Annotated in this window: 9 protein-coding genes; 3 read left to right on the top strand and 6 right to left on the bottom strand. The window is 44.1% G+C overall.

The window, feature by feature from the left end; translation table 11 throughout:
* Positions 1-13: 13 nt before the first annotated feature.
* Together ISX59_RS09550 and ISX59_RS09545 are read left to right on the top strand one after the other, a co-directional pair.
* Positions 14-1,675 carry a putative transporter gene (locus ISX59_RS09550; RefSeq protein ID WP_220575848.1) on the top strand — a complete coding sequence of 554 codons (1,662 nt, stop codon included), beginning with the start codon at positions 14-16 and terminating at the stop codon, positions 1,673-1,675.
* Positions 1,676-1,724: 49 nt separating this feature from the next.
* A complete protein-coding gene (locus ISX59_RS09545; RefSeq protein WP_005776595.1) occupies positions 1,725-3,719 on the top strand; it encodes a fructose-bisphosphatase class III in 1,995 nt (664 codons plus the stop codon).
* A gap of 71 nt (positions 3,720-3,790) precedes the next feature.
* Here the strand turns inward: ISX59_RS09545 and ISX59_RS09540 are convergent, their stop codons facing one another.
* From ISX59_RS09540 to gmd, 4 genes are all read right to left on the bottom strand, one after another.
* On the bottom strand, positions 3,791-4,948 hold the full coding sequence (locus ISX59_RS09540; protein ID WP_005776596.1) for an LA_2272 family surface repeat-containing protein: 1,158 nt from the start codon (positions 4,946-4,948) through the stop codon (positions 3,791-3,793).
* 108 nt (positions 4,949-5,056) lie between these two features.
* The gene (locus ISX59_RS09535; RefSeq protein ID WP_220575847.1) at positions 5,057-6,715 is read right to left on the bottom strand and encodes an AMP-binding protein; all 1,659 of its coding nucleotides are present in this window, start codon (positions 6,713-6,715) and stop codon (positions 5,057-5,059) included.
* A 190-nt stretch (positions 6,716-6,905) separates the two neighbouring features.
* A complete protein-coding gene (locus ISX59_RS09530) occupies positions 6,906-7,976 on the bottom strand; it encodes a GDP-L-fucose synthase (RefSeq protein WP_220575846.1) in 1,071 nt (356 codons plus the stop codon).
* A gap of 4 nt (positions 7,977-7,980) precedes the next feature.
* Positions 7,981-9,054, bottom strand: coding sequence for a GDP-mannose 4,6-dehydratase (gmd, locus tag ISX59_RS09525; RefSeq protein WP_005786803.1), 1,074 nt, complete (start codon positions 9,052-9,054; stop codon positions 7,981-7,983).
* A gap of 213 nt (positions 9,055-9,267) precedes the next feature.
* Here gmd and ISX59_RS09520 point away from each other — a divergent pair, with 213 nt between their 5' ends.
* Positions 9,268-10,539, top strand: coding sequence for an ATP-binding protein (locus ISX59_RS09520; protein WP_220575845.1), 1,272 nt, complete (start codon positions 9,268-9,270; stop codon positions 10,537-10,539).
* 293 nt (positions 10,540-10,832) lie between these two features.
* On the opposite strand, the gene ISX59_RS09515 is transcribed toward ISX59_RS09520, so the two are convergent.
* Together ISX59_RS09515 and ISX59_RS09510 are read right to left on the bottom strand one after the other, a co-directional pair.
* The gene (locus ISX59_RS09515; RefSeq protein WP_005817123.1) at positions 10,833-11,636 is read right to left on the bottom strand and encodes a DUF4373 domain-containing protein; all 804 of its coding nucleotides are present in this window, start codon (positions 11,634-11,636) and stop codon (positions 10,833-10,835) included.
* A 49-nt stretch (positions 11,637-11,685) separates the two neighbouring features.
* Positions 11,686-12,033, bottom strand: a complete 348-nt coding sequence (locus ISX59_RS09510) for an SH3 beta-barrel fold-containing protein (RefSeq protein WP_005786809.1) — start codon at positions 12,031-12,033, stop codon at positions 11,686-11,688.
* Positions 12,034-12,123: the final 90 nt, after the last annotated feature.

The raw sequence follows: 12,123 nt of genomic DNA, 5'->3' as shown, positions 1-12,123 counted from the left end.
GTAAATTATTCACATGGAGTGGTTATATAGTCTCTTTATCGAACATTCTGCTTTGCAGGCAGTTGTCGTTCTTTCCCTGATTTCCGCCATTGGGCTTGGATTGGGCAAAATTCATGTTTGTGGCATTTCACTTGGCGTTACTTTTGTTTTTTTTGCCGGCATTCTGGCCGGACATTTCGGATTGTCCATAGATCCGCAGATGCTGAACTACGCCGAGAGTTTCGGACTTATTATTTTTGTGTATGCCTTAGGGTTACAGGTTGGTCCAGGATTCTTTAGTTCATTCCGTAAGGGAGGAGTTACCCTCAATATGCTTGCTATTGCCGTGGTGATTCTGGGCACTCTTCTTACGGTTGTTTGCAGTTATACCACAGAAGTTTCATTGCCCAATATGGTTGGTATCCTGTGCGGTGCCACGACCAATACCCCGGCTTTGGGTGCAGCCCAGCAGACACTGAAACAGATGGGACTTGAAAGCAGTACACCTGCTCTGGGATGTGCAGTGGCCTATCCTCTTGGAGTGATCGGAGTCATTCTGGCTGTTCTGCTGATTCGTAAACTGTTAGTGCGTCGTGAAGACCTTGAAGTGAAGGAGAAAGATGATGCCAACAAAACTTATATTGCCGCTTTCCAGGTACACAACCCCGCTATTTTTGATAAAAGCATTAAAGATATCGCTCACATGAGCTATCCCAAATTTGTTATCTCCCGCTTGTGGAGAGACGGTAATGTCAGTATTCCCACATCCGAAAAGATCATAAAAGAGGGTGACCGCCTGTTGGTTGTTACTTCCGAAAAAGATGCGTTAGCGCTTACCGTGTTGTTTGGTGAGCAAGAGAATACGGATTGGAATAAAGAAGATATCGACTGGAATGCCATCGACAGCCAGTTGATTTCACAACGCATTGTCGTTACCCGTCCAGAGTTGAACGGGAAAAAGTTGGGAGCTCTTCGTCTTCGTAATCATTACGGAATCAATATCAGCCGTGTATACCGTTCGGGTGTGCAGTTGTTGGCTACTCCCGAACTGACATTGCAGTTGGGTGACCGCCTGACAGTAGTCGGTGAAGCTGCTGCCATTCAGAATGTGGAAAAGGTACTTGGAAATGCTATTAAAAGCTTGAAAGAACCCAATCTTGTGGCTGTGTTTGTAGGTATTATCCTGGGATTGGCTCTGGGTGCCGTGCCGTTTTCAATTCCCGGTATCAGTACACCTATTCGCCTCGGATTGGCGGGCGGACCTATCATTGTGGGTATCCTGATCGGAACTTTCGGTCCCCGTTTGCATATGATTACTTATACCACCCGTAGTGCCAATCTGATGCTGCGTGCTTTGGGATTGTCACTTTACCTTGCCTGCCTGGGATTGGATGCAGGTGCCCATTTCTTCGATACGGTTTTTCGTCCCGAAGGTCTTTTGTGGATCGGCCTTGGCTTCGGTCTGACCGTTGTGCCTACTGTGCTTGTGGGTTTCTTTGCTTTTAAGATTATGAAGATCGACTTTGGTAGCGTTTCCGGCATGTTATGTGGCAGTATGGCCAATCCGATGGCGCTGAACTATGCCAATGATACCATTCCCGGGGATAATCCGTCGGTAGCTTATGCTACGGTTTATCCGTTGAGTATGTTCCTCCGCGTCATTATAGCCCAGGTGTTGCTCATGTTTCTTCTGTAATCATTTTAGGGTGAATTTTAAAATTGTAAATCGTTAAATCGTAAATCATATGACTGCTCAAAGTAATATAACCCCCGAAAGTATCGTTGCCGATCTGCGTTATCTGCAGCTGCTTTCACGCAGCTTCCCGACCATTGCCGCCGCCAGTACCGAAATTATCAATCTTGAAGCTATTTTGAATCTCCCTAAAGGAACCGAACACTTTCTGACTGATATACATGGCGAATATGAAGCTTTCCAGCATGTGCTGAAGAACGCTTCGGGAGCCGTAAAGCGGAAAGTAAACGAGATCTTCGGCCACACTCTCCGTGAAATTGAGAAGAAAGAGCTTTGTACCCTTATTTATTATCCGGAAGAGAAACTGCAGTTGATAAAAGCTACCGAAACAGATATTGACGATTGGTATCTGATCACGCTCAATCAGCTGGTGAAGGTGTGCCAGAATGTATCTTCCAAATATACCCGTTCGAAGGTTCGCAAATCATTGCCGGCCGAGTTCTCCTATATCATTCAGGAATTACTTCACGAGTCAACTATCGAGCCCAATAAGCATGCTTATATCAATGTGATTATCAGTACTATCATTTCAACCCGTCGTGCCGACGATTTTATCATAGCCATGTGCAATCTGATACAGCGTCTTACGATCGATTCACTCCATATCGTTGGCGATATCTACGACCGTGGTCCGGGTGCCCATATCATTATGGATACTTTGTGCGATTATCACAATTTCGATATCCAATGGGGAAATCACGATATTCTCTGGATGGGAGCGGCATCGGGAAATGAAGCGTGCATGGCCAATGTCATTCGCCTTTCCATGCGATATGGTAATCTCGGGACATTGGAAGACGGTTATGGCATTAATCTTTTGCCGCTTGCTACTTTTGCGATGGATACTTACGCAGATGATCCCTGCACTATTTTTGCACCTAAGACCAATTTTGCCGATTCTACTTATAATGAAAAGACCTTGAGGTTGATTACCCAGATGCATAAAGCCATCACTATCATTCAGTTTAAGCTGGAGGCAGGCATCATCAATCGTCGTCCGGAGTTTGGTATGGAAGGCCGCAAACTACTTGAGAAAATCGATTTTGAACGGGGGGTATTTGTTTATGAGGGCAAAGAATATTCGTTGCGTGACACAAACTTCCCCACGGTCGATCCGGCAGACCCTTATCGCCTGAGTGATGAAGAACAGGAGTTGATCGAAAAGATACACTATTCGTTTATGAATAGTGAGAAGTTGAAGAAGCATATGCGTTGTCTCTTTACCTATGGAGGTATGTATCTGGTGTGCAATTCCAATCTGCTTTATCATGCCTCTGTGCCTCTCAACGAAGATGGAAGTTTCAAACATGTGAATATCTGCGGAAAAGAATATTGGGGAAAGAATTTGCTGGATAAGATCGATCAGCTAATCCGTACGGCTTATTTTGATGAAGATGACGAAGAGGAGAAACGCTTTGCGATGGATTATATCTGGTATCTGTGGTGTGGTCCGGATGCTCCCTCGTTCGATAAAGATAAGATGGCTACTTTTGAACGTTATTTCATTGCGGACAAAAGTTTGCATAAAGAGACGAAAGGATATTATTATGCGTTGCGTAATAAAGAAGAAATCTGTGACCGTATTCTTGAAGAATTCGGAGTGACGGGACAGCATACTCATATTATCAACGGGCATGTGCCGGTAAAAACCATAAAAGGGGAACAACCCATGAAAGCAGGTGGAAAATTATTGGTGATCGATGGCGGCTTTTCAAAAGCCTATCAACCGGAGACTGGTATTGCCGGATATACGCTGGTATATCATTCGCATGGGCTGCAGTTGGTCCAGCATGAACCTTTCCAGTCTACTCAGAAGGCAATAGAGGAGGGGCAGGACATTAAGTCGACTACTTTTGTTATTGAATTCAATTCACAGCGGATGATGGTGAAAGATACCGATAAGGGGAAAGAGCTGGTAACGCAAATTCAGGATTTAAAGAAGTTATTGGTAGCTTATCGGATCGGGTTGATCAAGGAGAAGGTCTGATCAGGTTCACCACAGAGTCCCACAGAGTTTATATTTAAATTATTCCTCTGTGGGACTCTGTGGTAAATCAATTAGAACAGAACCACTCCCGCTTCAGCGATCAGTCCCTTGTCATAAGTCTTGGCTTTATTATAGTAACGGCTGCCACCATAACCGCCGGTTACGAATAAACCGAATTTATCCGTAAACCGATATTCCAGATTGAGGCGTGCCTGTAAGGCATAGAGACGCGCCGGAATACCCTCTACTTTTTTATTCCGGAAAGTTTCGATGTGCTGAAAGCCTAAATCGCCACTTACAAACAGATTTTTGTAGAGAGGAAGTTCGAGACCTGCCCGGTAGAATAAAGCTGCAGAAAATTTGTCATTGAAATCGAGATAATGTGTACCTCCACCGAGTATAGTGTAGAAGAGTTTGTTCTTAAAGCGGGCACCTACATTGATTTTGGTTCTGTTGCCTCCAAATACCATTAATTGTACTTTGGTTTGCGGATTTGCATTGACCAGTCCCAATTGGAGCCCTTTCATGTCATCTTTATAATAATTGAAAAGTCCGATTTGCAATCCTTTCGCTTTCGACGCAAAATTGAACAACCCCAATTGTGCTCCGTTCATTTGGCCGCCGGTCACGTTGGCGAGTGCGGAGAGCTGCAACCCATTCATTTTTTCTCCCACTACATTCAGCAGTCCCGACATCATAAGTCCGTCATATTCCTCACCGGTTACGTTGGCAAGGCCTGCCAGTTGTACACCTGCGGCTTTATCACCTGTGATGTTCATGATACCACTGATCATCAATCCGCGTGTATTGTCTCCGGCGATATTGCTTAAGCCGGTAATCAATACGCCTTTCGCTTTATTTCCCGTAATATTTACGAGTCCCGAGACGGACAATCCTGCCAGGTCGTTACCATTTACGTTACTGATACCTCCAATTTGTACGCCACGCATACTTCCTCCGGCAAGATTGGCGAGCCCGGAGATTTGAACACCGTTCATATCGTTTTGCACCATACTGCCGAAAGCATTGATACCTACACCATGTAACTTATGCATAGCCGAGAAAAGTCCCAGGTTGACATAAGTAGTCTGTGTACTGTCAAGTGGTTGCGTACATGCTTTTTTCCATAAAGAAAGATTAATTCCACCACTTTTATTTCCGCCTTTATTCTGTGCAGGCAGACAGACTGCAGCCGAAAGAAGAGCTGCAACAAGAATGATTTTCTTCATAAGCTAAGTTTTTAAAACGCAAATTACGCAGATTTGCACGGATTATCCTATTAAAATCTATGCAAATCTGCGTAATCGATGTCTTTTTAATGAAAATAGAAATTATTTTTAACCTTTGGCTTCCTGATACAAGAAGCGTTTGATACTCTTTTTCGGAGTCTTTTCAAACTCTTCCGGATAGATTTTCATTTTCGAAATCTGGCTATAAGCCGGGAGCATTTCATTCAGGGTAATCCGGTTTTCCTCCATTACCCGTTCCATATCTTCATTCTTCAAGCCATGCGCGAAGGCTTCGTCAAAATCCGGATAAACCAATCCTACCAGTTTGTCGTTTTGTTGTACGATAATACTTTCGGCCACGTATGGCAGGTTGTTCAGTTTATCTTCTATTTCCTCCGGATAGATATTTTGTCCGCTGGCACTGAGCAACATGTTTTTGCTACGTCCCTTGATTGTGATGTTTCCTTCGGCATCTTCCAAAGCGAGGTCACCGGTATGCAGCCAGCCGTCTTTGTCGATCACCTGGGCGGTAGCCTCTTCATTTTTGTAGTAACCCAACATTACGTTCGGCCCTTTGCAAACAATTTCGCCTACCACATTCTCCGGGTCGGGCGAAAGGACTTTCACCTCCATGTTGAGTGCAGCTTTTCCACATGAACCCGGTTTGAAGCGTTTCCAGTCTTCGTAACAAATAATAGGACCACACTCGGTCATACCATAGCCCACTGTATAAGGGAAGTCGATCATTCTCAGGAATTGTTCCACCTCCTGGTTGAAGGCGGCTCCACCTACAATGACAGCTTCAAAGTTGCCGCCAAAGCCTTTTATCATCTCTTCGCGTACCGTTGCTTTAATCTTATCATTGATAATCGGCACTTTAAGCAGCAGCTTCATGGTAGGAGTCTCCAACTTCGGAAGTACGCTCTTCTTGATGATCTTTTCAATAATCAGCGGAACAGCCACGATCAGATTGGGTTTCACGTCGGCAAACGCCTGGAAGATAATCTTCGGGCTCGGCATGCGGGTGAGGAAGTAAATCTGGCAACCTACCGCAAATTCATACAGGAACTCGAAAGCCAGTCCGTACATGTGTGCCATCGGCAGCATGGATACGATCTTATCACCTGCTTTCAGTGGAAGTACCTCGAAAGCGAAAGTCGTATTCGACCATAAGCTGCGATAGGGGAGCATTACACCTTTTGAATAGCTGGTGGTTCCCGAGGTATAGTTGATAACAGCCAGTTCTTCGGGCTGATCCTTATGATATTCGATATGTTCCTTACGGAAATTTTTGGGGAATTTCTTCCCGAACATTTCGTTGAGGTGTTCACGTGCGTGAGTCAGTCGTTCGCTACGTGATACCAGTAACGTAAAATCGTTCATCATCAGGATACCTTCGAGCAACGGCATGGCAGACTCATTGAGGTTTTCCCAGACCACGTCTCCTACAAACAGGAGTTTGGCTTCCGAGTGATTGACGATGTTGTGTACGTTATCAGCTTTGAATTCGTGTAAGATGGGGACGATAACCGCTCCATAAGTGAGAGTCGCGAGGAAAGTAACTCCCCAATGGGAACTATTTCTCCCGCAAACGGCTATTTTGTCTCCTTTGCGGATTCCGCTTTCTTCAAAGATGATGTGGAGCTTTTCTATTTTGCGGGCTACGTCTTTATACTGTAGGGTGGCACCCTTATAATCTGTCAGGGCATCCAGATCCCAATTGTTTTTGATACTGTTTTCAATGTAAGCTATAAAACTTTGTTCCATTGTTTTTTGCACATTTGATGATAAATTGTGCAAATATAGCCATTTAATTGAAATTTGAAAACTTAGAAGCTATTTAAATTTTTCTTTTGCAGCTTTCATTGTATTCATCACGGGATAACACGAAGGACATAGAGTTTTATTTTTTTCTATTTTAAAACTCTGTGTCCTCTGTGCCCTCTGTGGTGAATAATTATCCCAGATACCACTCGTACATTCTTTGTACCCCCTCTTCAATATCGATCTTATGATGCCATCCGAGGTTGTGCAATTTCGACGGGTCGGTAAGTTTTCGCATGGTTCCGTCCGGCTTACTGCTGTCGAAAGTCAGCTTTCCCTGATAGCCGACTGTGCTTACAATCAGTTCTGCCAGTTCGCGGATCGTTATTTCTTTTCCGGTACCTATGTTGATGTGGCAGTTGCGGATATCTTTTGTTCCGGCTTTGTAGGTATCCTTGAAGTCCACATGTTCCATTACGAATACGCTGGCATCGGCCATTTCTTCACTCCAAAGAAACTCGCGTAGCGGTGTCCCGGTTCCCCAAAGTGTCACTTCTTTTTCAGTAATACCATATTTCCGGAGGATTTGCAGGATCTCTTCGTTAGAGTTGGCACCACTGATGCCTTCCACCGGACGCAGGTTCATGTCTTTACGCACAGCTTCCCAATCTCCTTTTTTCAGGCAATGTGCCAAGTGATTTTTACGGATCATGGCAGGCAGCACATGACTGCGTTCCAAGTCAAAGTTATCGTTCGGCCCATACAGGTTGGTCGGCATCACGGCGATGTAGTTCGTTCCATATTGCAGGTTGAAGCTTTCGCACATTTTCAGTCCGGCTATTTTGGCTATGGCATAAGGTTCATTGGTATATTCCAGTGGAGAAGTGAGCAAGACGTCCTCTTTCATCGGCTGTTCGGCATCCCGCGGATAGATGCAGGTACTTCCCAGAAAGAGCAGTTTTTTCACCTGATGCCGGAAACTTTCTCCGATTACGTTCTGCTGTATCTGTAAGTTCTTATAGATGAAGTCCGCACGGTAGATACTATTGGCCATGATCCCTCCGACAAAAGCGGCAGCCAAAAACACGTACTCCGGCATTTCCTCATCAAAAAACTGCTTTACGGCCGCACCGTCCAATAAGTCCAGTTCCTTATGTGTGCGTCCCACCAGATTCGTATACCCCTTTTCCTGCAGGTTTTTCCATATAGCCGAACCCACCAGTCCGTGGTGTCCGGCTACATAAATTTTTGCGTTTTTATCCATTCTGTCAATCATGTTTAGTCGCAATCATTCTTTTCACTTTGGCCATATCGTGGCGTACCATGATTTTTACCAGTTCCGGGAATGGTGTTTTGCATGGATTCCATCCCAATACGGTTCTGGCTTTGGTTGGGTTACCGAGCAATTGTTCCACTTCGGCAGGGCGGAAGTATTTCGGGTCGACCTCTACCAGTACTTTGCCGGTGGCCGTGTCGATTCCTTTCTCATTGACGCCTTCGCCTTCCCAACGCAGGTTGATGCCTATTTCGGCAAATGCCAGTGTACAGAATTCGCGGACGGTATGCATTTCGCCGGTAGCGATTACGAAATCTTCGGGTACGTCATGTTGCAGGATCAGCCACATACATTCTACATAATCTTTGGCATAGCCCCAGTCACGCTTGGCATCCAGGTTACCCAAATATAATTTATCCTGTTCGCCTTGTGCGATGCGTGCTGCTGCCAGCGTGATTTTACGGGTTACGAAAGTCTCGCCACGGCGTTCACTCTCGTGATTGAATAAGATACCGTTTACGGCAAACATTCCGTAACTTTCACGATAGTTCTTGGTGATCCAGAAACCGTATTGCTTGGCTACTCCATACGGAGAACGCGGATAGAACGGAGTCGTTTCGCTTTGCGGCACTTCCTGTACTTTTCCGTAGAGTTCGGAAGTGGAAGCCTGGTAGATGCGTGTCTGTTTTTCCAGTCCCAGGATGCGGACAGCTTCAAGCATACGCAATGTACCGAGTGCATCCGCCTCAGCGGTATATTCCGGTACGTCGAACGATACTTTTACGTGGCTTTGTGCCGCCAGGTTGTATATCTCGTCGGGTTGTACTTGCTGGATGATGCGGATCAGTGAACTTGAGTCGGTCATATCTCCGTAGTGCAGGTTGACTGTACGTTTCTGTTTCATATCGCGCACCCATTCATCAAAGTACAAGTGTTCGATCCGGCCTGTATTGAAAGAAGATGAACGGCGCAGGATGCCGTGTACTTCGTAACCTTTCTGAAGAAGAAACTCGGCGAGGAATGAACCATCCTGTCCGGTAATACCTGAAATAAGAGCTTTTTTCATGTCTATTGTTTTGAGTTTATAATCTTTTTGACGATGCAATATTCGGTATTTTCATAAGAACGGGCAATCTATCTGCTGAATTATTTTCTTTTTTCAACGGAAAAAACTTATCTTTGCTGTAATTTATTAAAATAGAAATGAATATTATGCTTTTTAATATTAAAATATCTATTCTGTTTTATATAATGAATTTTATTTTAAATAAATTCGTGTATGAATGATATATTTGATGAATTGGTATCATCCAACTACTGGAATGGAAAACTTCCGAAAGTGGAATTTGCCCGTAAAAGTTACACAAACCGTATATTCGGGTATGTAGGTAACCGCCTTGTAAAGGTCCTGACCGGACAGAGAGGGGTAGGTAAAGGATGCCTGTTGCGGCAGATCATCTATCAGTTGATTGCCGATGGTGTTTCATCACGGAACATTCTATATATAAGTAAGAAGTTCACAGATTCGGGCGTACTTTCCGGATATCGTGATCTGGACGACTTGCTTTTTATCTATCGTGAGAAAATCCATCCGGTAGGTAAAGTCTATATTTTTATTGAAGAAATACAAAAAGTGGAGGGCTGGGAACATTTTGTCCATTCCCATTCACAGGACTTTGTAGATACTTGCGAGCTGTTTATCAGTGGTTCCAACCAGGATATGCTTTCGGGTGAAGCCGAGAAGCTTTTGGCCAGACATTACGTCAGTTTTGAGATATTTCCCTTTAGCTTTTCCGAGCACAGGATATTGGAGAGGGTAGAGGCTACCGGCAAAAATTACGCGGAATATATGGGTAAGGGGGCACTACCCATTCTTTTCAATCTTCCGGATGCGGAGGCCGGATGGAAAGCCATTTCCGCTCTCCGCGATACGATTCTGTTTCGTGATATCATCCGCCGACATCGGATTAAGGATGCTCGCCTGCTCGAAGATGTGTTCGTCTATTTGTGCACCCATCTCGCTGAGTTGATTACCATCGGTCAGCTGGTCAGTCACTTTGCTGCCCAGAACCGGAAGACGAGTTATGATACGGTCGCCAATTATATCTGTTATCTGGAAGACACCTCTCTGATTCATCGCGTGGAACGTTATCAGATCCGCAGTAAAGAGATTCTTCTGGGTAGCTGCAAATACTATATTAACGATTGGGCATTTATGCGCCATCTGTATCCTTTTTTTGCCGGTTCCCGAAAATCCTGCTTTGAGAACCAGGTTTATCTGGAACTGCGGCGTGCCGGATATACCGTTTTTGTAGGTGTGCTTCGAGGAGGCAAACTGGTCGATTTCGTTGGCAGGAAGAAAGACCGCATTGTGTATTTGCAATGTGCACCTCTGCTCAATGATGATTTTCAAGTGGAGCAAATGTACAACACGCTGGAGATGATACAAGACAATTATGAAAAGTGGGTCGTTTCTATGGACGATACCACATTGCCCTCCAAAGAAGGGATTCGTCACATACAAGTCTGGCAACTGACTGAAATACTATAGTCTGACAATCTTTTTTAATTGCTTTGATGTCCGGATGATGCCGTTTACGAAGTTAACATCTTGTTGTTTACGAAGTTAATATCATAATTTTACGAAGTTAAAATCGTATCTTCGGGAAGTTAACTTCCTGAAGTCACGATTTTAACTTCGTATTAGTGCTTTTTGAATCGCTTTTCAATCCCTTGAGAATCAGTGCCCGTTTCCGGAGGAAAACAGCTGCATTCTTTAATTGACTGCAAGCAAACAGTATTTTCCAGAATATAAAAATGTACTGTTTGTCAGAAAAGTTCTTTTTAGGTTCCGCTTCTTTTCTTTGCCCGGTTCAACGCTGCGATCATGTATTTTCCTTTTGCTCCGATGTTACTCCAGTTCGTGCTGCAAATCAGTTTCCATACAGGGGTTCCTTTTCTCCCGTAATCTGACAGTCGCAGGATTGCTTCGATCTCTTTTTCGTCTGTTATTCCGAATCGTTCCAGGTTTCCCATTAATCCCACGTAGTTGTGTGTCATTGTATTAAATGCGTATCCGGGCATACTGACCGGCGTAGCATTGACTTCCTCTTCCTTCCCCCTTGGGGGAGCTGAGGGGGGAAATTCTCTACTTTGCTTTACTTTACTTTGTTCGGTATTGCATGCATTTTTTGCATCAGAGCCTGCATCCTGCTCTACATTTTGCGTGCAGACGGTCTTTTCTTCATTACATGTCTCTTTCGGTTTTATCAGTAGATAAGGCATGGCTGTCCAGTTCCTCTTTCTTCGCTTGGTTGCCTCTATCCATACTTTTTGTATTGCTTCAGAGGTCAGTACTTTATGTTCCGCATAGCTTCCCCTGTCTATCATTCCTTTCTCGATCATTATCTTGATAATCCCCTGCACCTCTTCTGCGTCTGCCTCTTTTCCCGTCTTGTTGGCGAAAATAAGGCATTGTTCCTCACCCCACGGAATATAATATCCTTCTTTATATATTTTGCATAGGAGTTTCAGTACAATCGCGAGTCCTTTCATGCCATATTTTGCTTCTATTACCTCCATTGCGTTCTCTTCCATAAAATTCACAGCTATTGGAAAGTAATTTATTCCATCGTATGTTGTTGCCATAATTGTTAAGTTGTTATGTTACTGATTAATTGGTCACTGAAAGATTCTCCTATACGATCGCTCTCCATTCCATGAAATTCTCTATTTTGAAGGTCATCCACCTTTGTTGCTCCACATCCCGGTAGACCACTGTGTTTTTTATTTCCATCGGATCATACTGCTTTCCGAAATCTTTTTCGTATCCCACCAATGTTCCTTTCACCAGTTTGAATGTTCCGTCCTGTTTCATATAAGCTACGGCTGCATGTCCATATTGCATATATTCTATGAGGGCTTCCAGTCGTTCTGCCATCCATTCGGAGCACTGTTCTGTGTAGTCCTTTTCGAGCATGATTTGTCTTTTCCATTTTCCTTTCATCATTTCGTTTTTCGATACTGCTTTCCTGTTCTTTTTCATAATTGATTTTTTTAAGTTTATTAATGAGTTATTGTCGGGCTTTTATTTTTACCCGTGGCAAAGTACGGTAATAAGTTTTGAATAGACTAA

Source organism: Bacteroides sp. FSHCM14E1, assembly GCF_019633785.1.
Taxonomy (GTDB): Bacteria; Bacteroidota; Bacteroidia; order Bacteroidales; family Bacteroidaceae; genus Bacteroides; species Bacteroides hominis.
The sequence above is the reverse complement of the archived record's forward strand: the minus strand, read 5'-3'. Positions and strand labels throughout refer to the sequence as shown.

Bases quoted from the DNA above. Each gene is read 5' to 3' on its own strand.
- ISX59_RS09540 (WP_005776596.1), bottom strand. From the start codon at position 4,948: ATGAAGAAAATCATTCTTGTTGCAGCTCTTCTTTCGGCTGCAGTCTGT.
- ISX59_RS09520 (WP_220575845.1), top strand. From the start codon at position 9,268: ATGAATGATATATTTGATGAATTGGTATCATCCAACTACTGGAATGGA.
- gmd (WP_005786803.1), bottom strand. From the start codon at position 9,054: ATGAAAAAAGCTCTTATTTCAGGTATTACCGGACAGGATGGTTCATTC.
- ISX59_RS09515 (WP_005817123.1), bottom strand. From the start codon at position 11,636: ATGGCAACAACATACGATGGAATAAATTACTTTCCAATAGCTGTGAAT.
- ISX59_RS09510 (WP_005786809.1), bottom strand. From the start codon at position 12,033: ATGAAAAAGAACAGGAAAGCAGTATCGAAAAACGAAATGATGAAAGGA.
- ISX59_RS09550 (WP_220575848.1), top strand. From the start codon at position 14: ATGGAGTGGTTATATAGTCTCTTTATCGAACATTCTGCTTTGCAGGCA.
- ISX59_RS09545 (WP_005776595.1), top strand. From the start codon at position 1,725: ATGACTGCTCAAAGTAATATAACCCCCGAAAGTATCGTTGCCGATCTG.
- ISX59_RS09530 (WP_220575846.1), bottom strand. From the start codon at position 7,976: ATGGATAAAAACGCAAAAATTTATGTAGCCGGACACCACGGACTGGTG.
- ISX59_RS09535 (WP_220575847.1), bottom strand. From the start codon at position 6,715: ATGGAACAAAGTTTTATAGCTTACATTGAAAACAGTATCAAAAACAAT.